General features: G+C 69.5%; 23 protein-coding genes. 4 read left to right on the top strand and 19 right to left on the bottom strand.

The annotated features are described in order from the left end of the window. Positions 1-40: 40 nt before the first annotated feature. The 17 genes from Pph01_RS37315 to pgsA all read right to left on the bottom strand — a co-directional run bounded on the left by Pph01_RS37315 (position 41) and on the right by pgsA (position 15,517). Positions 41-568, bottom strand: coding sequence for an adenine phosphoribosyltransferase (locus Pph01_RS37315; protein ID WP_204077954.1), 528 nt, complete (start codon positions 566-568; stop codon positions 41-43). Positions 569-721: 153 nt separating this feature from the next. Next, the gene (gene secF / locus Pph01_RS37310; RefSeq protein WP_204077953.1) at positions 722-1,825 is read right to left on the bottom strand and encodes a protein translocase subunit SecF; all 1,104 of its coding nucleotides are present in this window, start codon (positions 1,823-1,825) and stop codon (positions 722-724) included. Continuing rightward, positions 1,825-3,525, bottom strand: a complete 1,701-nt coding sequence (secD, locus tag Pph01_RS37305) for a protein translocase subunit SecD (protein ID WP_204077952.1) — start codon at positions 3,523-3,525, stop codon at positions 1,825-1,827. The genes secF and secD overlap by 1 nt, the downstream gene beginning before the upstream one ends. Before the next feature lie 114 nt (positions 3,526-3,639). Then, entirely contained in the window at positions 3,640-3,996 is a 357-nt protein-coding gene (yajC, locus tag Pph01_RS37300; protein WP_204077951.1) for a preprotein translocase subunit YajC, read from the bottom strand. 305 nt (positions 3,997-4,301) lie between these two features. Beyond that, positions 4,302-5,351: a Holliday junction branch migration DNA helicase RuvB gene (gene ruvB / locus Pph01_RS37295; RefSeq protein ID WP_204077950.1), complete on the bottom strand. Its 1,050-nt coding sequence runs from the start codon at positions 5,349-5,351 to the stop codon at positions 4,302-4,304. Between the two features lie 34 nt (positions 5,352-5,385). Then, positions 5,386-6,006 (bottom strand): Holliday junction branch migration protein RuvA, encoded by a 621-nt coding sequence (gene ruvA / locus Pph01_RS37290; RefSeq protein WP_204077949.1) that lies wholly within the window; start codon positions 6,004-6,006, stop codon positions 5,386-5,388. Positions 6,007-6,202: 196 nt separating this feature from the next. Next, a complete protein-coding gene (gene ruvC / locus Pph01_RS37285) occupies positions 6,203-6,790 on the bottom strand; it encodes a crossover junction endodeoxyribonuclease RuvC (RefSeq protein ID WP_204077991.1) in 588 nt (195 codons plus the stop codon). Positions 6,791-6,905: 115 nt separating this feature from the next. Beyond that, positions 6,906-8,072: a GNAT family N-acetyltransferase gene (locus Pph01_RS37280; protein ID WP_204077948.1), complete on the bottom strand. Its 1,167-nt coding sequence runs from the start codon at positions 8,070-8,072 to the stop codon at positions 6,906-6,908. A gap of 56 nt (positions 8,073-8,128) precedes the next feature. Next, positions 8,129-8,884, bottom strand: coding sequence for a YebC/PmpR family DNA-binding transcriptional regulator (locus Pph01_RS37275; RefSeq protein ID WP_204077947.1), 756 nt, complete (start codon positions 8,882-8,884; stop codon positions 8,129-8,131). Between the two features lie 3 nt (positions 8,885-8,887). Beyond that, on the bottom strand, positions 8,888-9,499 hold the full coding sequence (gene pdxT, locus Pph01_RS37270; protein WP_204077946.1) for a pyridoxal 5'-phosphate synthase glutaminase subunit PdxT: 612 nt from the start codon (positions 9,497-9,499) through the stop codon (positions 8,888-8,890). A gap of 78 nt (positions 9,500-9,577) precedes the next feature. After that, complete coding sequence (locus Pph01_RS37265; protein ID WP_239117304.1) at positions 9,578-10,003, bottom strand: MarR family winged helix-turn-helix transcriptional regulator; 426 nt, start codon at positions 10,001-10,003, stop codon at positions 9,578-9,580. Between the two features lie 124 nt (positions 10,004-10,127). Further along, complete coding sequence (pdxS, locus tag Pph01_RS37260) at positions 10,128-11,039, bottom strand: pyridoxal 5'-phosphate synthase lyase subunit PdxS (RefSeq protein WP_204077945.1); 912 nt, start codon at positions 11,037-11,039, stop codon at positions 10,128-10,130. Between the two features lie 118 nt (positions 11,040-11,157). After that, positions 11,158-12,168 (bottom strand): DUF3048 domain-containing protein, encoded by a 1,011-nt coding sequence (locus Pph01_RS37255; protein WP_204077944.1) that lies wholly within the window; start codon positions 12,166-12,168, stop codon positions 11,158-11,160. Between the two features lie 130 nt (positions 12,169-12,298). After that, positions 12,299-12,838, bottom strand: coding sequence for a hypothetical protein (locus Pph01_RS37250; RefSeq protein WP_204077943.1), 540 nt, complete (start codon positions 12,836-12,838; stop codon positions 12,299-12,301). Next, the gene (locus Pph01_RS37245; RefSeq protein WP_204077942.1) at positions 12,835-13,962 is read right to left on the bottom strand and encodes a glycosyltransferase family 4 protein; all 1,128 of its coding nucleotides are present in this window, start codon (positions 13,960-13,962) and stop codon (positions 12,835-12,837) included. The genes Pph01_RS37250 and Pph01_RS37245 overlap by 4 nt, the downstream gene beginning before the upstream one ends. Then, positions 13,959-14,915: a phosphatidylinositol mannoside acyltransferase gene (locus Pph01_RS37240; RefSeq protein ID WP_204077941.1), complete on the bottom strand. Its 957-nt coding sequence runs from the start codon at positions 14,913-14,915 to the stop codon at positions 13,959-13,961. The genes Pph01_RS37245 and Pph01_RS37240 overlap by 4 nt, the downstream gene beginning before the upstream one ends. Then, on the bottom strand, positions 14,912-15,517 hold the full coding sequence (gene pgsA, locus Pph01_RS37235; RefSeq protein ID WP_204077989.1) for a phosphatidylinositol phosphate synthase: 606 nt from the start codon (positions 15,515-15,517) through the stop codon (positions 14,912-14,914). The genes Pph01_RS37240 and pgsA overlap by 4 nt, the downstream gene beginning before the upstream one ends. 267 nt (positions 15,518-15,784) lie before the next feature. On the opposite strand from pgsA, the gene Pph01_RS37230 reads away from it, so the two are divergent. The 3 genes from Pph01_RS37230 (at position 15,785) to Pph01_RS37220 (ending at position 22,090) form a co-directional block, all read left to right on the top strand. Next, positions 15,785-17,914, top strand: a complete 2,130-nt coding sequence (locus Pph01_RS37230) for an elongation factor G-like protein EF-G2 (protein WP_204077940.1) — start codon at positions 15,785-15,787, stop codon at positions 17,912-17,914. A gap of 184 nt (positions 17,915-18,098) precedes the next feature. Next, positions 18,099-19,751, top strand: coding sequence for a glycoside hydrolase family 10-like protein (locus tag Pph01_RS37225; protein ID WP_239117303.1), 1,653 nt, complete (start codon positions 18,099-18,101; stop codon positions 19,749-19,751). Between the two features lie 206 nt (positions 19,752-19,957). Next, a complete protein-coding gene (locus Pph01_RS37220; protein ID WP_204077939.1) occupies positions 19,958-22,090 on the top strand; it encodes a hypothetical protein in 2,133 nt (710 codons plus the stop codon). On the opposite strand, the gene Pph01_RS37215 is transcribed toward Pph01_RS37220, so the two are convergent. After that, on the bottom strand, positions 22,087-22,635 hold the full coding sequence (locus tag Pph01_RS37215) for an HIT family protein (RefSeq protein ID WP_239117302.1): 549 nt from the start codon (positions 22,633-22,635) through the stop codon (positions 22,087-22,089). The genes Pph01_RS37220 and Pph01_RS37215 overlap by 4 nt on opposite strands. A gap of 167 nt (positions 22,636-22,802) precedes the next feature. On the opposite strand from Pph01_RS37215, the gene Pph01_RS37210 reads away from it, so the two are divergent. Then, positions 22,803-23,369, top strand: a complete 567-nt coding sequence (locus tag Pph01_RS37210; protein WP_204077938.1) for an Asp23/Gls24 family envelope stress response protein — start codon at positions 22,803-22,805, stop codon at positions 23,367-23,369. A gap of 78 nt (positions 23,370-23,447) precedes the next feature. Here the strand turns inward: Pph01_RS37210 and thrS are convergent, their stop codons facing one another. After that, on the bottom strand, positions 23,448-25,424 hold the full coding sequence (gene thrS / locus Pph01_RS37205) for a threonine--tRNA ligase (protein WP_204077937.1): 1,977 nt from the start codon (positions 25,422-25,424) through the stop codon (positions 23,448-23,450). Between the last annotated feature and the right edge of the window lie 35 nt (positions 25,425-25,459).

Genomic DNA, 25,459 nt, shown 5'->3' with positions numbered 1-25,459 from the left:
CCTGCTTACCGGCCTGCCCCACGGCGGCTCCGCACCGTGCTCACACGCTCAGCAGCGTACGGACCTCGAGGCCGGGCAGCCGGTCCCGTCCGGACAGGAACGACAGCTCCATCAGGAACGACAGCGCGGCCACTTCCGCGCCCGCCCGCCTGACCAGTTCCACGGTCGCCTCGGCGGTTCCTCCCGTGGCCAGCACGTCGTCGACGATCAGAACCCGCTCGCCGGGTGCGAAGGCGTCCGCGTGCACCTCGATGACCGCCGAGCCGTACTCGAGATCGTAGGAGGCCTCGAGAGTCGCGGCCGGCAGCTTGCCCTTCTTCCGCACAGGGACGAACCCGGCGCCGCTCCGGTAGGCGACCGGCGCGGCGAGGATGAACCCCCGCGCCTCGATGCCGACCACCTTGTCGAAGGCCAGGCCGTCCGCCAGATCATCCACGACCTGCGTGAACGCCGTGTGGTCGGCCAGGAGCGGGGTGATGTCCTTGAACACGACCCCCGGCTTCGGGTAGTCAGGAATGTCCCTGATCAGGGCGCTCCAGTCAGTCACGACGCCCACCCTAGAGCACATCGGGCGAACGATCCGCGTCCGCCGAGCCGGCTGTGCACCGACGGAAGCCGGCCGCGCCGGCTGCGCGACCGGCAACACCCGCCGTGACCCCCGGAAACAGCAGCGCCCCCGCTGCCCGTGCGGGCGGCGGGGGCGCTTTCAGCGTCCGGACGACTAGCGCTTCTTGCGCTGCTTGCCGGACACGGCGCCGTTCTGAGTGCCCTGCCCGGTCTGAGTGCCCGTACCGTTCTGGGATCCCGCCACGACGGGCTCCTTGCCCGTACGGCTCCCGCCCGCGGCCGCCGCAGCCGCCTTGGCGGCGGAGACCTGCCGGGCCGCGACGCGCCTGGCGAGCGCCTGCCACTGCGGTTCCCGCTCCTTCAACGTCACCAGGATCGGTGTGGCGACGCACAGCGAGGAGTAGGTGCCGACGATCATTCCGACGAACAGGGCAAGCGACAGGTCCTTCAGCGTGCCCGCGCCGAGCAGCGTGGTCCCGATGAACAGGATCGCGGCCACGGGCAGGATCGCGACGAGCGAGGTGTTCAGCGACCGGATCAGGGTGTGACTGAGGGCGTTGTTCGCTGCCTGGGTGTAGGTCATCTTGGCCGACGTCCCGAGCTTGCCCGTCACCTCCTTGATCATGTCGAAGACCACGACCGCGTCGTACAGCGAATAACCGAGGATCGTCAGGAAGCCCAGCATCGTCGCCGGGGTGACCTCGAAGCCCGACCAGGCGTAGATGCCCGCCGTGATCACGAGGTCGTGCACGAGGGCCACGACGGCCGCGAGCGCCATCCGCCACTCGAAGGCCACGGAGAGGTACAGCAGGATCGCGATCATGAAGACCGCGAGGCCCAGCCATGCCTTCTGCGAGACCTCACCGCCCCACGTGGCGCCGATCACCTGAGAGCTGACCTGCGCCTCAGGGATCTTGAACTCCGCCGCGACCGCCTTCTGAACCGTGGACACCTCTGCGACGTCCAGGCTCTCCGTCGTGACCCGCCAGTTCTTCTGGCCGGCCTGCTGGACGATCACCTGGTGCGGGCCGGCGTCCGAGACGGCCGACCGGACCTGTTCCACGGTCGACCCGGGCGTACGGGCGAAGTCGAAGACCGATCCGCCCCTGAACTCGACACCGAGGTTCAGTCCGTGGAGGACGAGCCCGAGGATCGACACGGCCAGCAGGAAGGCCGACAGGCCGTACCAGGTCTTGCGCTTGCCGACGAAGTCGATGTTGATGTCGCCGCGGTAGAGGCGGCTGATAACACCCGGCATCACGCCTCCTGCAGGGTCTGCTCGGCGGGGCTCGTACGGCCCATGCGCTCCGCGTCGAGTCCGGACAGCTTGTGGCCCTTCGCGAAGAACCTCAACCTCGCCACCAGCGACATCAGCGGCTTGGTGAAGAGGAAGACGACCACGATGTCGATCAGTGTGGTCAGGCCCATCGCGAACGCGAAGCCCGCCACGCCGCCGACCGCGAGGAAGTACAGAACGATCGCCGCGATGAACATGACCGCGTCCGCCACGAGGATCGTCCGTCTCGCGCGCCGCCAGGCGACCTCGACGGCCGATCGCAACGTGCGGTGGCCTTCCTTGATCTCGTCACGGATGCGTTCGAAGTAGACGATGAACGAGTCCGCCGTGATGCCGATCGAGACCACGAGGCCGATGATGTGCGGCAGCGAGAGCCGGAAACCGGCGTTGTGGCTCAGCAGCACCACCGTCGAGTAGGTGATCACCGTGGCCACCCCGAGGCTGGCCACACCGATCAGGCCGAGGCCGCGGTAGTAGAGCAGCAGGTAGAGCACGACCACCAGAAGGCCGATCGCGCCCGAGATCAGACCACCCCTGAGCTGGTCCTGGCCCAGCGTCGAGGAGACGGACACGACCTCGCTCTGCTTGAACTTCAGCGGCAGCGCGCCGTACTTGAGCTGGTCGGCGAGGTCGTTGGCGGTCAACTGGGTGAAGTTGCCGGAGATCCGGGCGCTTCCTCCCGGGATGGCCTCCTCGATCGTGGGAGCCACGATGACGACGCCGTCGAGCACGTTCGCCAGCTGGTTGCGCGGCGCCGGCAGCGTGGTGATCCGCCGGGTGATGTCCGCGAACTCCGTGGCGCCCTTGGACTTGAAGTTGACCTGGACGATCCATTCACCCGTCGTCGAGTCGGTGCCCGCCGAGGCCCCGCTGATCTCGGTGCCCTGCACGGCCGCCTTGTCGAGGATGTAGCGCGCCGTCCCGTCGTCGCTGCACGCCACGATCTGCTTGTTCGGATCGTCGGCGACGCCCTGGCCGCGGTTCTTGGCGGTGCAGTCGATGTCGCGGAACTGCGTCAGCAGAGCCGGGTCGATGCCGGTGGTGTCCTGGCCGGCCAGCGGGTCCGCTGTGTCGCCTGGACCCGGCGGCGGCGGGGTCGGGGTGGATTCGGCCTTCGCCGCGTCGCTCTTGGCCTTGTCGTCGCCCTTGGCCTTGTCGTCGCCCTTCGCCCCGCCCTTGGGATCCGCGGGGGCGGACGGCGACGGAGCGGCGAGCGCCGAGGACAGCGCCCTGCCCGCGGGAGTCGCGCTCGCGCTGGGAGTCGACGTAGCCCCCCCGCTGGGCGTGGCGCTCGGAGCGCCCGAGCCGCTGGGCGTGGGAGCCGTCGTCGGCATCTGGACCGGCTGGTTCGTCGCCGAGGCAACCGCGAGCACCTGGCGCATCCGCAGCTCAGCGGTGGTCGCGACACGCGCCACCGCCTCGCGCTGTCCGACGCCGGGCAGCGAGATCACGATGTTGCCGTTCGCCTTGGCGACTTCGGCGTCCGTGATGCCGCCGCCGTTGACGCGCGCCCGGATGATGCTGACGGCGCGGTCCAGGCTCTCGGCCGACGGTGGCTTGTTGTCGAGTGTGACCGGCGACAACGTCACCGTGGTCCCGCCGGCCAGGTCGAGGCCGAATTTCGGGACGAACGCCTTCTGCAGGGCGATCGTCGCGCCCATGGCAAGAATGATCGCCAGAAGTACCAGGAGCGTGCGTCCCGGCTTGATCTGGCTACTGGTCGGTGGGGCCACTGGTGGTCAGTTCTTTCGTCAAAGGGTGTGCGATCAGCCTACTCAGGACTGCTTGCTACTCGAATCATCGTCGCCCGGCGTCGTGTCGGGGGTGTCGGCGACCGAGCTGGTCTCTTCCTCAGAGGTTCCCTCCGCGGGCGGGATCACACGGCCGATCGCCGCCTTGACCCACCGGGTCTCGACACCCGGCGCGACCTCCAGGATGACGTCGTCGTCCTCAATCGCCGACACGGTGCCGAACAGCCCGGTCGTCGTCATGACGCGGGCGCCGGGAGCCAGAGTGTTCTGCATCTGTACCTGCTCCTGCTGCCGCTTTCGCTGCGGACGGATCAAGAGGAAGTAGAAGACCACTACCAGCAAGATCAGCGGCAGGAACGTCCCAAGCGGGTTGCTACCCACGGGGCCACCCTTCCTTACGTGATTAACCGGCCTGACGCCGGAGGTTTGATGCGCATTGCCACGTGGCCGCCGCGACGCTACACGGGTCGGCGTAAGCGGCCAGTCAAGCCACGCAGTGTATGCGAGCCGTTCTTGACCCGGCAACGAGCACACGTTCCGGCTCGCGGGAAAGTTCCTGTTTCATAGCCTTCGAAACCGATTTGTAATCGCACTCGCCCCGTACATCACAGGTGTGCGACTTTTCCCGGAACTTTTTCCTTTCATTTTCCTCCTTGTACGGCTCACGCCACCACGCCCCCGAGTGTCTACGCCTCGTCGAACAGCCCGGGGAGGACGGATGCGCCGAACGCGTCAGGAGGAGGAGTCAGACCGAGATGAGCCCAGGCCGACGCCGTCGCGACCCTGCCTCGCGGGGTGCGGGCGATCAGGCCCTGCCGTACGAGGAACGGCTCGGCCACGACCTCGACGGTCTCGGGCTCCTCCCCTACGGCCACGGCGAGAGTCGACAGGCCCACGGGACCACCGCCGAACTTGCGGAGCAGCACGCCGAGAACCGCCCGGTCGAGCCGGTCCAGCCCTTCCGCGTCGACCTCGTAAAGATTCAGTGCGGCTGAGGCTATCTCCTGGGTGATGACCCCCTCGGCGCGGACCTCCGAGAAGTCTCTGACCCTTCTGAGCAGCCGGTTCGCGATTCGAGGCGTGCCACGAGACCGCCGGGCGATCTCATGGGCGCCCTCCTCGGGCAGGCCCACCGCCAGCAGGCGCGCCGAACGGTGCAGGACCTGCTCCAGCTCGCTCGCGTCGTAGAAGTCCATGTGCGCGGTGAACCCGAACCGGTCGCGCAGCGGGGCCGGCAGCAGGCCCGCGCGGGTCGTCGCCCCCACGAGGGTGAACGGCGCGATGTCCAGGGGGATCGAGGTCGCCCCCGGCCCCTTGCCGACCACGATGTCGACCCGGAAGTCCTCCATCGCGAGGTAGAGCATCTCCTCCGCGGGCCGGGCCATCCGGTGGATCTCGTCGATGAACAGCACCTCGCCCTCGGACAGGGTCGACAGGATCGCGGCGAGGTCGCCCGCGCGCTCGAGCGCGGGACCGGAGGTCACCCGGAGCGGCGCACCCAGCTCCGCTGCGATGATCATCGCGAGCGTGGTCTTCCCGAGGCCGGGCCCTCCGCTCATCAGCACGTGGTCAGGCGGGCGGTTGCGGCGAAGGGCGCTCTCCAGCACGAGCGACAACTGCTCGCGGACCCGCGCCTGGCCGATGAACTCGTCGAGACGCTTGGGCCGCAGCGCGGCCTCCAGCGTGTGCTCGTCGTTGTCCGGCTCGGGCGACACGAGATCACGTTCGAAGCTCATGCGCGCCCCCGGGTCGCCGGTCTAATGCCCTGCCTCATCGGACGCTCAGCGCGCGCAGCGCCGCCTTGAGCAGCACCGCGACCTGGGGCGTACGGCCCGCCGCGACCTCCGCGTCCGCCTCGGCGCCGACGACGGCGACGGCCTCGTCCGCGTCCTTGGCGGAGTAGCCGAGCCCGACCAGGCCGGAGTGGACCTGCTCGCGCCAGGCCGGAGGCTTCGCCTTGCCGTTCAACGCGGCGGCGACCGTCTCGTCGGGGGTGCCGAGCTTGTCCTTCAGTTCGAGCACGATGCGCTGGGCGCCCTTCTGCCCGATGCCGGGGACCATCGTCAGTGCCTTGAGATCGGCGCCGGCCACGGCGACCCGCAGCGCGTTCGGCGTGTGCACCGCCAGCATCGCGAGGGCGATGCGCGGTCCCACACCGCTGGCCGTCTGCAGCAGTTCGAACACGACCCGTTCGTCATCGGTGGCGAAGCCGTACAGCGTGAGCGACTCCTCCCGCACGACGAGAGCGGTCGCGAGCCGGGCGGGCTCGCCCACGCGCAAAGTGGCGAGCGTGCCGGGCGTGCAGTGCACCAGGACGCCCACCCCGCCGACCTCGATGACGGCGGCGTCCGGCGCGACGGCGGTCACCTCCCCCGCCACGGATGCGATCATTCGCCCGTCCCCTCCCCGCTCCGGGCGGAACGGTCACGACGCCGTCCCACCGGCCCGCCGTCGTGAGCGTCAACGCCTGTCGCCCGCCTGAACCGCGACATCCACCGCGGGACCTCCGGCAGGCCACGCCCGCGAGCCGCCCCCAGTCCTACCAGAGCCCGCAGACAGAGCGCCGCCCCCACCGCGGATCGGACGGTCATGGTCTGGTCCGATCGCCGGTACGGCCGGGGGGCGAATGCCGGTAGCCCGCGGCCATCGCGACCGAGGCGGCGCCGCGAGACCGGGCGAGAGCATCGGCCAGCCGGTTCTGTACGCCTCCTCGCCACACGTGGCAGATGGCCAGCGCGAGGGCGTCGGCGGCATCGGCGGGCTTGGGCATCGCGTCGAGCCGCAGGAGCCGGGTGACCATCGTGCCCACCTGCTTCTTGTCGGCGTTGCCGTTCCCCGTGATGGAGGCCTTGACCTCACTGGGGGTGTGCAGGGCGACCGGCAGGCCCCTGCGGGCGGCGCACACGATCGCGACGGCGGAGGCCTGGGCGGTGCCCATGACGGTGCGGACGTTGTGCTGGGCGAACACCCTCTCGACCGCCACCGCGTCGGGCTTGACCTCGTCGAGCCACCGCTCGAGCTCGGCCTCGATCACCACCAGGCGGGCGCCGATGTCGTCCTCGGCCGGAGTGCGCACCACCCCGACCCCGATGAGATCGAGTGGCGCGCCGGGACGGCCCCGCACCGCGCCGACGCCGCATCGCGTCAGCCCGGGGTCGACCCCCAGCACGCGCAGCTCTGGCATCCGCACCGGCAGGCCTCCCTGGTCCGCTCGCCCAGCGGCGTCCTGGGAACCGCCGAACATCTGTTCGGCACCGAACTCTACCGTGATCGGCTCGTCTTCGCTCGCGTCAGAAGTAATCGATCATGTACGCGGCGCAGTTGAAGGCGGCGTCCAGGGCGTCGTCGACCTCGGGAGATCCCCCGGAGAGCCGTCCCGTACGCCGGAGGGTGGCCGTGGGGACGCCGGCGAACAGGGCCGACAGGCCGCCGATCGTGAATCGGGGCGCCGCACCCGAGCCGGCGGCGGACCCGGAGGAAGCCGTACCGGACCCGGCGGCGACCTCCAGGCGCCAGGTGCCCGAGTTGGCGGGCCGCTGCGGGTCGTCGACCTCGATCGTCGTGTCGAGGGCGACCCCGGCGGGGAAGCCGCGCCGTCCGACGGCGGCGGGCAGGTCGATCAGGCGGAACATCCAGCGCGTCTGCCTGACCTCGTCGGACTGCCGCTCACGGAGCATCCACAGAACCGGGTCGTGGGGCGCCACAGGGGCCCTGACCGACGTGGCGATGGACGAGGCGGTGCCGACGAGCGACCACAGGGCGCGCGCCGTGGCCTCGGAGCCGGCGACGAGGTTGTCGACCTCGATGTCCCCGGAGTCCCAGCGGTAGATCACGTACCCGTCGTCGGCCAGGTAGCAGAAGTCGTCATCGTCGTCGAGCCACAGGCGCCACGTGGGCTCGTCCCAGCCGAGCGGGCCGCTGGCGCGGGTGGAGGCGTAGACGCGCTCCAGCACCGCCATGAGCTCCGGCGCGTCGGCCGCGCCCATGCGGCGCAGCTTCACGGCCTTCGAGGCGTCGTCCCCGAGGCCGCGCAGCGCCTCAGTGGGCAGGACGGCCGTGAACAGCGCCCCCGCATGCTCCCAGCCCAGGCTCCGGTAGATCGGCGTGGTGGCCGGATAGAGCGCGGACGTGACGTGCCCGAGTTCGCCGCACCGGTCGATCACGGCCGACATGAGCGTGCGGCCCACGCCGCGTCCGCGGTCCTCCGGCGCGACGGTCACGCCGGCGATGCCCCCCATGGACAGCGCCCGCCCGTGCCACCACTGGGTGAAACGGTTGATCCGTGCCGTGCCGGTCAGCCGGGAGCCTTCGAAGGAGCCCAGGTAGGACCCTTCTGGCAGGATCTCGAAGCGTTTGCGCCACGTCTCCACGTCTCCCGGGGAGAGCGGGCCGAAGGCGCGCTTGCGGTTGTCGAGCACGGCGTCGAGATCATCGGCCGTCAGGTCGCGAATGTCCACGAACGACCAAACTAGGCTGCCCGCGGCCGCACACGCGACCCGTTTTCCGCCCGGCGCTAGTCCTCCTCGAGCTTCTCCATGATCTCGTCGCTGACGTCGAAGTTGCCCCAGACGTTCTGGACGTCGTCGCTGTCCTCGAGCGCGTCGATGAGGCGGAAGACCTTGCGGGCGCCCTCCTCGTCGAGCGGGACGTTCATCGTGGGCACGAAGCTCGCCTCGGCCGACTCGTAGTCGATCCCGGCGTCCTGCAGGGCCTTGCGGACCGGGATGAGGTCGGTCGCCTCGGAGACGACCTCGAAGTTGTCGCCGAGGTCGTTGACCTCCTCGGCCCCCGCGTCCAGGACGGCCATGAGCACGTCGTCCTCGGTCAGCGAGGCCCGCGGGACGATCACGACGCCCTTGCGGTTGAACATGTACGAGACCGAGCCGGGGTCCGCGAGGGAGCCGCCGTTACGGGTGAGAGCGACCCGGACCTCCGACGCCGCGCGGTTGCGGTTGTCGGTCAGGCACTCGATCAGGATGGCGACCCCGCCGGGGGCGTAGCCCTCGTACATGATGGTCTGCCAGTCGGCGCCGCCCGCCTCGAGACCGCCGCCGCGCTTACGCGCGCGCTCGATGTTGTCGATGGGGACGGAGTTCTTCCGCGCCTTGGTGATCGCGTCGTACAGGGTCGGGTTGCCGTCCGGATCGGGACCGCCGGTCCTGGCCGCGACCTCGATGTTCTTGATGAGCTTGGCGAAGAGCTTGCCGCGCTTGGAGTCCAGCGCCGCCTTCTTGTGCTTCGTCGTCGCCCATTTGGAGTGGCCGGACATCGCCTAGAACTCCCTCACCATTTCGACAAAATACGAATGAACCCGCGCATCTCCGGTTAGCTCCGGGTGGAAGGATGTCGCGAGCAGAGGTCCCTGTCGGACCGCGACGATCCTATCCCCAGCTTCGCTCACCGCATCCCCTGGTCGCGCGCGGCCCAGCACGTCGACCTTTGGACCGACGGACTCGACCCAGGGCGCGCGGATGAAAACGGCCCTCATCAAACCCCGCGAGGCGAAGTCGAGATCGGCCTCGAAGGAGTCGACCTGACGGCCGAACGCGTTGCGCCGGACGACCATGTCGATGCCGCCCAGAGTCTCCTGCCCCTCGATCCCGCCCTCGATGCGGTCGGCCAGCATGATCATGCCGGCGCAGGAGCCGTAGGCGGGCATGCCCTCCTTGATCCGCAGCCGGAGGGGCTCGAGGAGCTCGAACGCGGTCGCGAGCTTCCACATCGTGGTGGACTCCCCACCCGGGATGACCAGCGCGTCCACCGCGTCCAGCTCTTCCTGGCGGCGGACGGGCATCGCGCCGGCACCCGACGCCTCCAAGGCGCGGACGTGCTCGCGCACGTCACCCTGGAGGGCGAGCACACCGATCTTCGGCGCAGCGGTCACAGCAGTCCCTTCCTCTGGTGCCGATTCAGCGTATGACCACGCGGGGTCGCGTCCCAAACCGGCGACGACCGCGGGTGGTCAGCCGCGGCCGAGCTTGGCCAGCGCGGGCAGGGCCGCGGTGATGGCACGCCGCTCGTCCACCGTGAGCCGGTCCAGCTGCCGAGTCAGGTAGGCGATCCTCGCGTGCCGTACGGCATGCAGACGGGACCGGCCCTCGCTGGTCAGCTCGACCGTGCGGACACGGGCGTCGGACGCGTCGGTGCCCCGGGCGACCAGGCCCGCATCCTCGAGCCGGTTGATCTGGACCGTCATGGTGGGCAGCTGAACGCCGTGCTCCTCGGCCAGCTCGGACATGCGCCGGGGGGCGCCTTCGAGCGAACCGAGGACGGAGTACTGCTGGGCGGTCACCGGCTGTCCCGCCGTCGTACGGCGGAGCAACATGACGAGGTGACGCAGCTCCCGCGACAGGCTCCCCGCCAGCTGCCCCGTGTCGTCCGTCGTCACACCCCAGACCCTAACCCAGCCCGCCCCATCGACGGTGATCACACATCTGATAGGGGTGATCACGCACGAGGGAGGCGCAGGTCAGCGCGCCTCTCGCGAATATGTGCATGATCACACCTAGGCGTTACCAGCCGCGTTCCGCGAGGCGGTGGGAGACGGGGACGTCGTCCACGTTGATGCCGACCATGGCCTCACCCAGGCCGCGCGAGACCTTGGCGATGACATCGGGGTCGTCGTAGAACGTGGTGGCCTTCACGATCGCCGCCGCCCGCTTGGCCGGGTCGCCCGACTTGAAGATGCCGGAGCCGACGAAGACGCCCTCCGCCCCGAGCTGCATCATCATCGCGGCGTCCGCCGGCGTCGCGATCCCGCCGGCCGTGAACAGCACGACCGGCAGCTTGCCCGCCTTGGCCACCTCGGCGACCAGCTCGTACGGCGCCTGCAGTTCCTTGGCCGCGACGTAGAGCTCGTCCTCGGGCAGGGAGGTCAGCCGCTTGAGCTCGGCGCGGATCTGCCGCATGTGGGTGGTCGCGTTGGAGACGTCGCCGGTGCCCGCCTCGCCCTTCGACCGGATCATCGCGGCACCCTCGGTGATGCGGCGCAGCGCCTCCCCGAGGTTCGTGGCGCCGCACACGAAGGGCACGGTGAACTGCCACTTGTCGATGTGGTTGGCGAAGTCGGCGGGCGTCAGGACCTCGGACTCGTCGACGTAGTCGACCCCGAGCGCCTGAAGCACCTGGGCCTCGACGAAGTGGCCGATCCTCGCCTTGGCCATCACCGGGATCGACACCGCGCCGATGATGCCCTCGATCATGTCGGGGTCGCTCATCCGCGACACTCCGCCCTGGGCGCGAATGTCGGCGGGCACGCGCTCGAGCGCCATGACCGCCACCGCTCCGGCATCCTCGGCGATCTTGGCCTGCTCGGGGGTGACGACATCCATGATGACCCCGCCCTTGAGCATCTCCGCCATTCCGCGCTTCACGCGGGCGGTACCGACGGCGGACTCGTTGACTTCGGGGGTGCTGCTGGACACGGTGCTACCTCACGTCGGCGGGCCTACGATTGTCATCTCCATCGTAGGTCCTGGTCGGTCCATCCCCTTACGTTCCACTCTGTCAGGATTGATCACGAGCTTTGTACCATTTGCACGATCACGGAGAGACCGGCTTCTTCGACGCCAGCACGACCCACACCTGCCCGCGCGAGAACGGCATCGGCTCCCCGTCGGCCGTCGTGTAGGTGGTGCCCTCCTCCTCCGAGGGGCGCGACCACGACACGTCGTACGCCTTGCCGTCCCGCAACACGACGCCCTTGCCCTTGCCCACCGAGTGGACGAGGGGCGTGTAGCTGCCGTGGAAGTCGTGGAACTGCGAGCGGTCGGTCTTGACCCACTGGACCACGATCGTGGGCGCGCCCTGCTGGCCGCCCTCCGCCGCCATGTCCTTGCGGCCGTCCTGCGTGATGAGCCACCGCTTCTGCGAGGCCGACCAGGTGAACGTGAACCGGGCCGCCGGATACTTCACGCTGAAGGACTTCTTGGCGGTGCCCCCGTCGGGCGCCTCGTCGGAGAACGTGAAGCCGACGTCCTGCGCGTTGCTCGCCTTCGACGCCTTGGCCAGCAGCTTCTTCGGGCTCGCGAAGAGGTTGTACGGCGCGACCCGGCCGGACACGCGCGAGTACGCCGAGGGCACGGCGCTGTCGGAGACGTCGTAGAGCGACGCCTGCTGGACGAAGGGGATCATCCTGGTCTGCACACCGGAGTAGCCGAGCGCCGGCTTGCCGAACATCGGCAGGATGTGCAGGTCGGAGATGCGTGCGCTGCGGACCGGGCCCACCTGCGCGGGCAGCTTCGACGAGAAGATCGCCATCAGCCGGGTCAGGCCGCCCTCCACCTGCTCGACGTAGACGATGTCGGCGCTGCGCAGGCCCATCTGCGGCTTCCCCGCAGGCGTGTTCTCGATCTTCACCGCGAGCACGGGCTTCAGCGCGGAGCCCTCCCGCCCGGTGAAGGGATGCTCGGGCGGCGCGGTCGGAGAAGGGGACGCCGGAGGCGAGGCCGAGGCCGTGGCGGCCAGTGGCTGTTTGGCGGGCTCGTCCGACGAACACCCCGCTCCCGCCAGTACGACCCCCAAGACAAGGGTGAAGCCCGTCACTGCCCGCATTGTTCAGCACCTCCCGTGGGGACCCCGTGAGCAGGCAGAACATGCCCATCACACGCAGCCCTCATGCCATGAAACGGCATGAGCTTACCGGCGGGCGGCCTAATGTCCCTATACATCTGGTCAAAACGGACTACTCCGCGGCCAATGACTCCGGCGGAGCATCGTCGATCTCGAAGAACTGCGGGTAGTCCGTGTGCCCCGCGAGCCTGAGTGTCCGCGCCAGCCAGCGACGCTGTGCCGTACGGGTGACCGCCACGGCGTTGTTGAAGAAGCGGCGGGAGTAGACGACCTTCGCCACCGCCGTGTCGAGCTCCTTCATCAGCGCGGGGCCCTCAAGGTGCTCGCCGAGCTTCTCGCCGAACCGGTCCTGGTCGACGACCGCCCTGAGAGTCCTGGACAGGTCGCTCTCGGCGTGTTCGCGCTCGTCGGGTCCCGACGTACGGGCCTCGTGGGCGGCCGCGGCGAGCACGAGCGAGGTCGCGGGGTCGAGAATCCGCGACCCCGCGAGCTCGAGGCTGACGGCTGCGCGGCGCAGCAGCGCGGCGTCGAGCGCGGCCTGCGCCGCCTCCAGCCTGATGTGCAGGCGGTCGAGCCGGCCTGCCCGCCACGAGATGTACACGCTGGCGAGCACCACGAGCACGCCGATGACGAGGATCAGGGTGGTCGTCACGCCACGTCCTCCACGACGCCCGCGTCGGCCGCGACGGTCTCGTAGACGCGCAGGACGTCACGGGCGACGGTGGACCAGTCGTACTTGCGCACGGCGTGGCGGGCCTCGTCGGAGAGTTTGGCCCGGCGGCCGGGGTCGTCGAGGAGACGCGCGGCCTCCTCGGCGAGCGCCGAGGCGTCGCCCGTGGTGAACAGCGCCCCGGCCTGCCCGCCGCCGAGCACCCGGCGGAACGCGGGGATGTCGCTGGCCAGGATCGGCGCCCCGGCGGACATGGCCTCCGTCAGGACGATGCCGAAGCTCTCCCCGCCCAGGTTGGGAGCGCAGAAGATGTCGACCGAGTGGTAGGCGCGGACCTTGTCCGCCTCGCTCACCATGCCGAGCAGCCCGACGCGGTCCCGGTACTGCCTGGGCACCCGGTCGAGCACGTCGTCGTGATCACCTGGTCCGGCGATCAGCAGCCGCAGCCCCGGCCGTTCCGGGGCGAGCAGCGAGAACGCCTCCAGCAGCACCGGCAGGCCCTTGCGCGGCTCGTCCATCCGGCCGAGGAATCCGATCACCTGGCCGTCGGGCCCCCAGCCGGGAAGCGGGGTCGCCTCGGCGTACCTGCTCACGGTGACCCCGTTGGGGATCAGCACGGCGTCGCCGCCGAGGTGCTCCACGAGGGTCCTGCGGGCCGCGTCGGAGACGGCGATCCTGGCGTTGATCTTCTCCAGGGCACTCTGCAACATCGGCGCGGCCACCGACATGGCCCGCGAGCGTTCGTACGACGCGTGGAACGTGGCCACCATCGGCCCGCGGGCCACCCAGCAGGCCAGCACCCCGAGGGACGGCACGGCGGGCTCGTGCACGTGCAGCACGTCGAACCCGCCCTCTCTGATCCACTTGCGCACCCGGTTGGCCGACAGGAAGCCGAAGGCCAGCCGGGCCACCGACCCGTTGTACGGCACGGGCACGGCGCGGCCGGCGGAGGTGACGTACGACGGCAGCGGGGCGTCGTCGGCCGCAGGAGTGATCACGGACACGTCGTGACCGTCGGCGATGAGCGCCTCGGCGAGATCGCGGATGTGCGCCTGGACGCCTCCCGGGACGTCCCAGGTGTACGGACAGACGATGCCGATCTTCACGGCGCTCCCACAGGCCGGGGCTCCAGGTCGTCGAGCCAGAGACGCTGGAGCATGTGCCAGTCCTCGGGGTGCTCGGCGATGCCCTTCTCGAAGACCGACGCGAGGCTCTGCGTCATCGCGATGACCTTCTCCTGCCTGCTCCCCTCAACCGGCACCGGGATCTCCTCATATATGCGGATGCCCCAGCCCTTGCCCTCGAACCACAGAACGGCGGGCAGCAACGCGGCCCCCGTCTGGATCGCGAGGAGCGCCGGCCCGGCGACCATGCGGGTCCTGGCGCCGAAGAAGTCGACCTCCACCCCTGAGGCGGTCAGGTCCCGCTCGGCGGGCAGGCACACGGCGCGGCCTTCGCGCAGTCGCTTGGCCAGCGTCCCGAAGGCCATCGCGCTGCCGCCGCCCTTGCTCGTGAGGGGCAGGACCTCCATGCCGAGGCTCTCCCGGTAGGCGAAGAACCGTTCGTAGAGCGACTCGGGCCGCAGTCGCTCCATGACGGTGGTGAAGGGATATCCCTTGTGCGCCAGCCACGCGCCGGCGAGATCCCAGTTCCCCATGTGGGGCAGGGCGATCACCGCCCCGCGGCCCTTGTCGACGTTGTCGAAGATGAAATGCCCGTCGACGTCCCGCGTCTCGGAGAGGATCCGGTCCCGGTCCATCGAGGGAAGGCGGAACGCCTCCATCCAGTAACGGAAATAGGACCGCATCCCGGCGCGGCTCAGCTCGCGGACTGCCGGATCGGAGGCGGCGCCGCCCACGACCCGGGCCAGGTTGGACTCCAGGCGGCGTACCGACGTGCCCTGCCTGCGCCACAGGTGGTCGGCCAGCACGCGGAAGAACCACGCGGCGACCCTCTCGGGCACCCGGCGGACGACGACCCAGCCCACCGAGTAGGCCGCCGCCACGAGACGGTCCCCCAGCGGCACCCGATCGGGTGGGGTGCGGGCCGCGTCCTTCATCTGACCACCGCCTGTCGGTACACGTGGACCATGCGCTGGACGACCGTGAAGGCGCTCGCCGCCGCGAGCAGCCAGAGCCCGATCGCCAGGACGTACGGCACGCCAAGCCCGGACAGTCCGGCTCCGACCAGCGCGACCACCAGTCGCTCCGTCCGCTCGGCGATGCCCACGTTCGCGGTCATCCCCAGGCCCTCTGCCCTCGCCTTGGCGTAGGACACCAATGCTCCCGCGACGAGGCAGAAGAGCGCGACACCCGCGAGGACGATCTCCGGGTCGTCCTTGAGGACGAAGTAGAGGATGAGACCGGAGAAGACGGAGGCGTCAGCGAGACGGTCGAGCGTGGAGTCCAGGAAGGCGCCCCACACGCTGCCCTTGCCCGTCATCCTGGCGAGCACGCCGTCCAGCGCGTCCGCGAACACGAAGACGGTGATCACGACGGTCCCCAGGAACAGCTGCCCCCGGGGGAAGAAGAACAGCGCCGAGGCCACCACGCCGAAGGTTCCGACCAGAGTGATGGTGTCGGGCGAGATGCCCACCCGGGCGAGGGTTCTGCCCAGCGGGGTCATGACGCGGGTGACGGCGGGGCGCAGGATGCTCAACATGGCCGTCCGATCGTAGGCCATGAACACCTCGGCGAGCTCGCGAGGACATTCCGCCGAAAAGTCTTGTGATCCTCCCCACATGGGTAAAGGGTGAAGAACACGCGCCTGACAGGCCGCGGGGAGATGACGTGCAGTGAAACATCACGTCGACTCCCCCGCGCGCCCCGCGAGGGCGGGGCCATCGGCGCGGACAGCGACGGCACGAGCGGCCGGCGCGGGGAGCGCGCGACGTGCCCATCCCGACCGCTCTGAGACGCGGGAGGCGATGTGGCCGAAAGATCTACCGGCGCTACAACAGGAGCCGCGGGCAGAGCACCCGCGGCCGATCGGCCGGACATGGTGCGCAATGTCGTGTTGGTCGGCCATTCTGGAGCCGGCAAGACCACCCTGATCGAGGCGCTGCTGACGGCGACGGGCACGGTCCCGCGCACCGGCAGGGTCGAGGACGGCACCACGGTCTGCGACTTCGACGAGGTGGAGGTGCGCCAGCAGCGCTCCGTCAACCTGTGCGTCGCTCCCGTCGTGCACAACGGAATCAAGATCAATTTTCTCGACACCCCCGGTTACGCGGACTTCGTCGGCGACCTGCGCGCGGGATTGCGTGCGGCCGACGCGGCGCTCTTCGTCGTCTCCGCCGCCGAGGGCGTCGACGGCCTGACCCGCATGCTCTGGGAGGAGTGCGGGCTGGTCGGCATGCCCCGCGCCGTGGTCATCACGAAGATCGACCACCCGCGCGCCGGCTTCGACGAGGTCCTCGCCAGCTGCCAGGAGGCCTTCGGCGACGGTGTCGCCCCCCTCTATCTTCCCGTGGACGGCGTCGGCCTGCTCGGGCTGCTGTCCCAGAGGTTCTACGAATACGGGGCCGGCGGCCGTACGGAACGGGAACCGGACGCCGGTCAGCTCGAGTTGATCGAGCAGTACCGGGGGGACCTCATCGAGGGGATCATCCAGGAGAGCGAGGACGAGTCCCTCATGGACCGTTATCTCTCCGGTGAGGAGATCGACACCAAGGTCCTCATCGACGACCTGGAGAAGGCCGTCGCGCGGGCGAGCTTCCACCCGGTGCTGGCCGCGGCGCCGGGCGTCGGCATGCAGGAGATCCTGGAGATCGTCACCCAGGGGTTCCCGTCGCCGCTCGAGCACCCGCTTCCCGAGGTCACGACGACCGACGGGAAACCGGTGACGCACGTCACGGCCGATCCCGCCGGGCCCCTGGTGGCCGAGGTCGTCAAGACGATGAGCGACCCCTACGTCGGGCGGATCAGCCTGGTCCGGGTCTTCTCCGGGACACTCCGCCCCGACATGGTCGTCCACGTGTCCGGGCACGGAATGGCCGACCGGGGGCACGAGGATCATGACGTGGACGAGCGCGTCGGCAGCCTGTCCTCGCCTCTGGGCAAGGCCCAGCGCCCGCTCGGCAAGTGCGTGGCCGGCGACATCTGCGCGATCGCGAAGCTGACGCGCGCGGAGACCGGCGACACTCTGTCGGACAAGGAGGACCCGCTGCTCATGACGGCGTGGGAGATGCCCGACCCGCTCCTGCCTGTCGCGATCCAGGCCAAGTCGAAGGCGGACGAGGACAAGCTGAGTCAGGCACTCAGCCGCCTCGTGGCCGAAGACCCGACGTTGCGGCTGGAGAACAACGCCGAGACCCGTCAGCTCGTGCTCTGGTGCATGGGCGAGGCCCACGCCGACGTCCTGCTCGACCGGCTGTCCAAGCGGCACGGCGTGGAGGTGGAGAAGGTCGACCTGCGGGTGCCGCTGCGGGAGACGTTCGGCGGGAAGGTCCAGGGGACCGGGCGCAACGTCAAGCAGACCGGCGGCCACGGGCAGTACGCCGTCTGCCACCTCGAGATCGAGCCGTTGCCGTCGGGCGGCGGGCTGGAGTTCGTCGACAAGATCGTCGGCGGCGTGGTGCCGCGCCAGTTCATCCCGTCGGTGGAGAAGGGCGTGCGGGCCCAGATGGAGCGCGGGGTCGTCGCCGGGTATCCGGTGGTCGACATCCGCGTCACCCTCTACGACGGCAAGGCGCACTCGGTCGACTCCTCCGACATGGCCTTCCAGATCGCAGGGCAGCTGGCCCTGAAGGAGGCCGCGGCGAAGGTGCCGACGCTGCTGCTCGAGCCGGTCGACCAGGTGTCCATCCTGGTGTCGGACGAGTTCGTCGGGGCCGTCATGTCGGATCTGTCCTCGCGGCGCGGCAGGGTGCTCGGCACCGAACCCGTGGGCACCGGGCGGACTCTGGTCAAGGCGGAGGTGCCGGAACTGGAGATCACCCGGTACGCCATCGACCTGCGGTCCATGTCGCACGGCACGGGGACGTTCCACCGTTCCTTCCTGCGGTACGAGCCGCTCCCGTCGCATCTCGCGGGGAAGGTCACGGCGGACTCCGCCTGACGATCGCCGGGGTGTTTCCCCGGGAGCCGGAGTTTCGCGCGGCCGGCACCCGGGGAACTCCCTGACGTGCGCCTGGCTTTATCACATCAGCATCATGAGATGACTTTCTTTTCTTCGGAGAAACCATCGATTTGCCGATGCCAGACTGAAGGCGGTATGCATCGGGAATCGGGGAGGTCCTCTCGTGACTGAGCGGAGACGGGTGAGCCGGCCGTTGATCGCCGGCGTGCTGGCCGCGGCCGCCGCCATGGGAGTCGCGTACGCCTTCGGACCGGGTGCCCGGGCCGAGCGGGTCGAACAGGCGGCTGCCATGCGGACGCAGCTGACGGCGCGCACGGATGCCGCGCGCCCCGCGACTCCTCGTTCCGCCGCGGCGGGATCCGGAGAGACGATGGCCGAGCAGGCGAAGACCGCCTCGTGCACGACCAGCGCCCGCTACGCGAAACGGCAGCTTCGCGGCATCTGGATCGCCTCGGTGCACAATCTCGACTGGCCCTCGCGCACCGGCCTGACCCCCGCCCAGCAGCGGGCCGAGTACGTCAAGCTCCTCGACCTCGCGGCCAAGCGCCGATTCAACGCCGTCTTCCTTCAGGTACGGCCGGCCTCGGACGCCCTGTACAGCTCCCCGTTCGAGCCGTGGTCGCAGTACCTCACCGGCACGGCGGGCAAGAACCCCGGCTGGGATCCGCTGCCCTTCCTCGTCCAAGAGGCGCACAAGCGCGGGATGGAGTTCCACGCGTGGTTCAACCCGTACCGCGCGGGCGACACCACGGACCTGTCGAAACTTCCGGCCAACCACCCCGCCCGCCTTCACCCGAGCTGGGTCGTCAAGCACGAGGGCAAGCTGTACTACAACCCGGGTCTGCCCGAGGTCCGCGACTGGGTCACCAAGGTCGTGAAGGACGTGACCAGGCGTTACGACGTGGACGGCATCCACTTCGACGACTATTTCTATCCCTATCCCGGCCAGGGGACGCCGTTCGCCGACTCCGCCGCCTTCAAGAAGTACGGCAAGGGCATGAAGCTCGCCGACTGGCGGCGGGACAACGTGAACAAGCTGATCGCCCAGGTGTCGAAGGCCGTTCACACGGAGAAGCCGTACGTGAAATTCGGCGTCAGCCCATTCGGCATCTGGCGGAACAAGTCCGAAGTCGCGTCCGGCTCAAACACAAAGGGCATGTCCGCATATAGCCAGATTTATGCGGATGCTAAGGCGTGGATCAAGGCGCGCTCCGTGGACTACCTGATCCCTCAGATCTACTGGCCGCGGGGATACGCGATCGCCGACTACAACGTCCTGGTCCCCTGGTGGGCGAACGCGGTGAAGGGCACCGGCGTCGACCTCTACATCGGCCAGGCGCTCTACCAGGTGGGCAGCAAGACGATCCCGGCCTGGTCCAAGCCCGACGAGCTGCCCTCGCACCTGGCCGTCAACCAGAAGTACCCCGAGGTCAAGGGTGACGTGTTCTTCAACGCCGCGCAGCTCCGCGCGAACCCGCTCTCGGTCATGGACCGCATCGCGAAGCAGTACTACACGAGGCCGGCGCTCATTCCGCTGATCAAGGGGATGCCCGCCAAGGCCCCCGCCGCTCCGAGCGGGTTGAAGTACGGCGGCGGGACGCTCATGTGGGCCGCCCAGTCCGGCGCCCGCGCCTATGGCGTGTACCGAGCCACCGCCGCCGGTACCTGCGCCACGGCGGACGGCCGCAATCTCGTGGCCGTCGTCCCGGCCACGTCCGCGCCCAGATACGCGGGCAAGGTCGCCGGCACGTACTACGTGACCGCCCTCGACCGCCTCGGCAACGAAAGCCTCCCCACCCGCCTCACCGTCCGCTGACCGCCCCCCGTTTTCTTGGCCGTGATCATGCACAGGTTCGCGGCATGCCCCTCCGACCTGCCCCGCCTTTGTTGATCGACAACACGGGTGGGGCAGGCCAGATGGCGTTCATGTGAACTTGAGCATGATCACGCCCAAGGGGATGGGCTGGTCCGATAGCGTAAGCGCGAATGTGTGCATGATCACGCCCGAGGAGGGGTCGACCGATGAGGCGTCGGCTGATCGCGATAGTTGTGGGGGCGCTGTTCTGCGTCTTCGCTCCCACAGGTGCGGCCATGGCCCAAGTCCAGGCCCCACCGGACGGGCAGGTGGTCCTCATCGGAGTGCCCGGTCTGATGTGGAGCGACGTCAACCCGGCCGACACCCCGAACCTCTGGAAGCTGGCCGGCTCGAGCGCCGTCGGCTCCCTTTCCGTACGGACCGTCGGCAACATCACCTGCCCCTATGACGGCTGGCTCACGGTCTCGGCCGGTGTCCGGTCGGCCGTGGGGGCCAGGTGCGGCATGCCGCCCACCCCGGAGCGGCAGGGCGAGGGCGCGGTCGTGCCGGAGTTCAACTGGCTGTGGGAGGTCCGCGACCAGCAGAACGCGGGCACTCTCGGCCAGGCCGTCCACGACGCGCGGCAGTGCACGATGGCGGTCGGCCCCGGGGCCGCGCTCGCCCTGGCCGACAGGCAGGGCAAGGTCGACGTGTACGCCGACACCCCGGCGCAGGTGACCGACTGGACCCGTTGCAAGGTCATCGCGATCGACGCCGGCGATCTGATCACGCCGTACATCGAGGACGACAAGGTCACCTCGGCCGTCGAGAAGCTGACCCCCGAGGCCCGCCGCGCGGCGGTCAGGGCGGCGGACGCGAAGCTGGCACCCGCTCTCCTCCACCTCGCGACCAGCACCGTCCTCGTCGCCGGGCTCGCCGATCACGGGTCGGTCCCGCACCTGCGGGCGGCCATGATGTTCACGCCCGGCCCCAAGGGCCCGGGGGGCTCCTTCGATCTCGGCAGCCGGTCGACCCACCGGGACGACATGGTGATCCTTCCGGACTTCACCTCCACGATCCTCGCCCACGTCGTCGATGTGCCTCCGGCCACCGTCGTCGGTACGGCGATGGAGGCTCACGCGTCCGGGGCGGGCTCCGTCGGCGAGCAGGCCGACGCCCTGAAGGTGGCCGACGTGGCCGGGCAGACGATCAGGAACAACACGGGCGTGTTCTTCACCGCCCTGGCCGTGCTGCAGGTGGTCTTCTACATCACGGCGTTCCTGCTGATGCGCCGCCGCGACGGCCTGCGCGGCGTGCGGATCGCGGCCATCACGCTCGCCTCGATCCCCGTCTCGACCTACCTGGTCAACCTCCTCCCCTGGGCCCGTGCCCCGCAGCCGACGCTCACGCTGTTCAGCGCGATCGTGGTGGGCGCGATCGTCCTGAGCGCGGTCGCCCTCCTGGGACCGTGGCGCCGTACCCTGCTCGGACCGCCGACCGTGGTCGCGGGGGTGACGGCGGCCGTGCTGCTCGCCGACCTGCTGACCGGGACGTCCCTCCAGCTCAACGGCATGATGGGCTACACCGGAGTGGTCGGCGCCCGCTACTACGGCCTCGGCAACATCCCGTTCGCCCTGCTCGCGACGGCCGTCCTGCTCGTCACGACGGCGGTCGCCGACAGGCTGGTCCGCTCGGGCCGCAAGACGCTCGCCGTCGGCCTGGTGGCCGGTCTGGGCGGCTTCGCGATGTTGCTGGACGGCTGGCCGGGCGTCGGCAGCGACTTCGGCGGCGTCATCGCGTTCGTGCCGGGCATCGCCGTTGCGGCGCTGATCGTGGCGGGCAAGCGCGTGTCGATCATCAAGCTCGGGGCCTTCTGCGTGGCGGGCGGTGTGCTCGTCATGGGCATCGCCTACCTCGACTACCTCCGCCCCGCCGCCGACCAGACCCACCTCGGGCGGTTCGTCGGGCAGGTCTTCGACGGCACCTTCCTTCCCGTGATCTCACGCAAGCTCGGTGCGATGTTGCACACGCTGATCAACCCGAACCTGATGCCCGTGGTGATCGCCGCGTTCGCGTTCCTCGTCTTCGCGCTGCTGCGCCCGGGCAAGGCGAGCGCGGGCGTGCTGCCGCTGGCGTTCGAGCGGGCGCCCACGCTCAAGGCCGGCCTGCTCGGCGCCCTCGTCAGCGGCGTGGTGGGCATGCTGGTCAACGACTCGGGCGCCGCCGTCCTGTCGATGGCCCTCGCTCTGGCCGTCCCGCTCGTCCTCAGCGCGGGCATCCGCGCGCTGGAACCGGGCGGCGACCGGGAATCGGTGCCCGCCCCGCTGGCCGAGCCGAGTCCTGCGGAGCAGCCCGCCTAGGAGACGGGCCAGGCGTCCGCGAGCAGCGCGCGGGTGTCCCTCAGGAGCTGCGGCAACACCTTGGTGTGCCCGACCACGGGCATGAAGTTGGTGTCGCCGCCCCACCGGGGCACCACGTGCTGGTGGAGGTGGGCGGCGATGCCCGCGCCCGCGACCCCGCCGAGGTTGATGCCGATGTTGAAGCCCTGGGCTCCGCTGGCCTTCCTGAGGGCGAGCGTCGAGCGCTTGGTGAACTCGGCCAGCTCGGCGGTCTCCGGCTCGTCCAGGTCGGCGTAGTCGGCCACGTGGCGGTACGGCACGACCATCAGGTGGCCGGAGTTGTACGGGTACAGGTTGAGCACGGCGTAGACGGCGGAACCACGCGCGACGATCAGGCCGTCCTCGTCAGGCAGCTTGGGGATCTCGCAGAACGGGCACCCGTCGTCCTCCCCCGTCCCGCTCGGCTTGTTCTCGCCCTTGATGTACGCCATGCGATGCGGGGTCCAGAGGCGCTGGAAGTTGTCCGGCGCCCCTGCGCCGGCCTGCTCGATGGGCTCTGAACTCACAGCCGCCCTCTCCCCTCGTTCCTCCGTGCCTGCCGCATGTGAAGCAGCATATGACTCGCGGATCTCTCCTACGCGGGCTGGGCATTGTTCGGGACAAACCAATCGATCTTCGGGCAGAATTCACCTGCTACGCGGAGCACGCGAGGCCGTAATCGAGGAGTTGGACAATGACCGACGTCGCAGTCGAGCAGGGCCAGGACCACGCCGACGATCAGCATGAGGAGTTCGACCACGAGGGCGAGGAGGCGGCGGAGGCCACGCCCGCCGAGGCCCCCAGCCAGGGTGGTTTCACCCTGCCGGAGCCGGGGACCGTCTCCGGGATCTCCGACGGCTTCTCCGTGGCCGTCCAGGGCAGGATCAAGGTGGCGGACGAGGTCGTCGAGAAGGTCGCGGCGCTGGCCGCTTTGGAGATCGCCGGTGTGGCCGACCTCGGCGGCGACCTCGAGCGCGCGTTCGAGAGCGTCCGTGACCGCATCGGACTGGGCAACAAGCGCGCCAACCAGGGCGTCCGGGCCCAGATCATCAACCAGCAGGTGATGGTCGACATCACCATCGTGATCGAGTACGGCTACATCGTGATGGAGGTGGCCACCGACGTGCGGGCCAACGTGGCCCGGTCGGTCAGCCACATGCTCGGCATGCGGGTCACCGAGGTCAACGTGACCGTGGACGACGTGCGCCTGCCCGGCGAGGGCAGCGAGAAGCCCGCCGAGCCCGAGGACGCAAGCTTCTAGGAGGACCCGCCGGGGGTCTTCTGAAACGACTACGGCCTGCGCCCCCGCTGGTGGGGGCGCAGGCCGTAGCAGTTTGGATCAGACCTGCACGCGCCGCTCGACGGCGTCGACGATCTCGTCGATGGCCTCCTCGATCGGCACCCCGTTCTTCTGCTCGCCGTTGCGGTAGCGGAAGGACACCGCGCCCGCGGCGACGTCATCGTCACCGGCGAGCAGCATGAACGGCACCTTGGCCTTCTGCGCGTTGCGGATCTTCTTCTGCATCCGGTCGTCGGCCACGTCGACCTCCACCCGGATCCCCCGCTCCCGCAGCCGCTTGGCCACGTCCTGCAGGTACGGCGCGTGCGCGTCGGCGATCGGGATGCCGACGACCTGCACCGGGGCGAGCCAGGGAGGGAAGGCGCCCGCGTAGTGCTCCACCAGGACGCCGAAGAACCGCTCGACCGATCCGAACAGCGCCCGGTGGATCATCACCGGCTGCTGGCGTGAACCGTCCGGCGCCTGGTACTCGAGCTCGAAGAGTTCCGGCAGGTTGAAGTCGAGCTGGATGGTCGACATCTGCCAAGTGCGGCCGAGGGCGTCGCGCACCTGAACCGAGATCTTGGGCCCGTAGAAGGCGGCGCCGCCCGGGTCGAGCACGAGCTCGAGGTTCTCCGACTCGGCCACCTCGCGCAGGGTCTCGGTGGCCTCCTCCCACGCCTCGTCGGAGCCGACGAACTTCTCCGGGTCCTTGGTGGACAGCTCGAGATAGAACTCCTCGAGCCCGTAGTCGCGGAGCAGGTCGAGCACGAAGCGCAGCAGCGACTTCAGCTCGTCGCGCATCTGGTCGCGGGTGCAGTAGATGTGCGCGTCGTCCTGGGTGAGGCCGCGCACCCGGGTGAGCCCGTGGATCACGCCGGACTTCTCGTAGCGGTATACGGTGCCGAACTCGAACAGCCGCAGGGGCAGCTCCCGGTAGGACCGCCCCCGTGCACGGTAGATCAGGTTGTGCATCGGGCAGTTCATCGGCTTCAGGTAGTACCGCGCGCCCTCGAGCTCCATGGGCGGGAACATGCCGTCGGCGTACCAGTCCAGGTGGCCGGAGACCTTGTAGAGGTGCTCCTTGGTGATGTGCGGCGTGTTCACGAAGGAGTAGCCGGACTCCTCGTGCCTGCGACGCGAGTAGTCCTCCATGATCCGGCGGATCACGCCGCCCTTGGGGTGGAAGACCGGCAGGCCGGAGCCCAGCTCGTCCGGGAAGGAGAACAGGTCGAGCTCGGCGCCCAGCTTCCGGTGGTCGCGCTTCTCGGCCTCCTCCAGCAGGCGGAGGTACTCGTCCTGCTTCTCGCGGGACTCCCACGCGGTGCCGTAGATGCGCTGGAGCTGCGGGTTCTTCTCGCTGCCCCGCCAGTAGGCGCCGCCCGACCGCATGAGCTTGAACGCCGGGATGACCCGGGTGGTGGGCAGGTGCGGCCCCCGGCACAGGTCCTTCCAGCACAACTCGCCCGACTTGGGGTCGAGGTTGTCGTAGATGGTCAGCTGGCCGCCGCCCACCTCGACGTCGGCGCCGTCGTCGGAGCCGGCCGCTCCGCCCTTGAGCCCGATGAGCTCCAGCTTGTACGGCTCGGCCGCCAGCTCCTCGCGGGCGTCTTCGTCGGAGACCGGCCTCCTGCTGAAGGTCTGCCCCTGCTTGACGATCTCGCGCATGCGCTTCTCGATGCGCTTGAGGTCGTCGGGGGTGAACGGGTCCTTGACGTCGAAGTCGTAATAGAAGCCGTTCTCCACGGGCGGGCCGATGCCGAGCCGGGCCTCCGGGAAGATCTCCTGTACGGCCTGGGCCATCACGTGGGCGGTGGAGTGGCGCAGGATCGCGCGGCCGTCGGCGCTGTCGATCGCGACCGGCTCCACGACGTCGCCTTCGGACACCTCGGCGGCCAGGTCGCGCAGGTCGCCGTTGACCCTCGCGGCGATGACGGTTCTGCCGTCGGCGCCCAGGGCCTCGCCCGTCGTCGTCCCCGCCGCCACCACACGCTCGGTTCCGGCGAGGGTGATGCGTATTTCGAGGACGGCAGACACGGTGGCTCCTTGCGTACGGATGCTGCGGAACTGAC

The sequence above is a fragment of the Planotetraspora phitsanulokensis genome (assembly GCF_016863295.1).
In the GTDB taxonomy this organism is placed as follows: Bacteria; Actinomycetota; Actinomycetes; order Streptosporangiales; family Streptosporangiaceae; genus Planotetraspora; species Planotetraspora phitsanulokensis.
Note: the sequence above shows the minus strand (reverse complement) of the source record. Positions and strands in the feature narration are given on the sequence as shown.

What these genes read in the sequence shown, in the direction of transcription:
- Pph01_RS37275 (WP_204077947.1), bottom strand. Translation starts at nt 8,884, where the DNA reads ATGTCCGGCCACTCCAAATGGGCGACGACGAAGCACAAGAAGGCGGCG.
- ruvB (WP_204077950.1), bottom strand. Translation starts at nt 5,351, where the DNA reads ATGAGCTTCGAACGTGATCTCGTGTCGCCCGAGCCGGACAACGACGAG.
- secF (WP_204077953.1), bottom strand. Translation starts at nt 1,825, where the DNA reads ATGCCGGGTGTTATCAGCCGCCTCTACCGCGGCGACATCAACATCGAC.
- pgsA (WP_204077989.1), bottom strand. Translation starts at nt 15,517, where the DNA reads ATGTTGAGCATCCTGCGCCCCGCCGTCACCCGCGTCATGACCCCGCTG.
- Pph01_RS37255 (WP_204077944.1), bottom strand. Translation starts at nt 12,168, where the DNA reads ATGCGGGCAGTGACGGGCTTCACCCTTGTCTTGGGGGTCGTACTGGCG.
- ruvA (WP_204077949.1), bottom strand. Translation starts at nt 6,006, where the DNA reads ATGATCGCATCCGTGGCGGGGGAGGTGACCGCCGTCGCGCCGGACGCC.
- Pph01_RS37315 (WP_204077954.1), bottom strand. Translation starts at nt 568, where the DNA reads ATGTGCTCTAGGGTGGGCGTCGTGACTGACTGGAGCGCCCTGATCAGG.
- Pph01_RS37240 (WP_204077941.1), bottom strand. Translation starts at nt 14,915, where the DNA reads ATGAAGGACGCGGCCCGCACCCCACCCGATCGGGTGCCGCTGGGGGAC.
- Pph01_RS37220 (WP_204077939.1), top strand. Translation starts at nt 19,958, where the DNA reads ATGAGGCGTCGGCTGATCGCGATAGTTGTGGGGGCGCTGTTCTGCGTC.
- secD (WP_204077952.1), bottom strand. Translation starts at nt 3,525, where the DNA reads ATGGGCGCGACGATCGCCCTGCAGAAGGCGTTCGTCCCGAAATTCGGC.
- Pph01_RS37210 (WP_204077938.1), top strand. Translation starts at nt 22,803, where the DNA reads ATGACCGACGTCGCAGTCGAGCAGGGCCAGGACCACGCCGACGATCAG.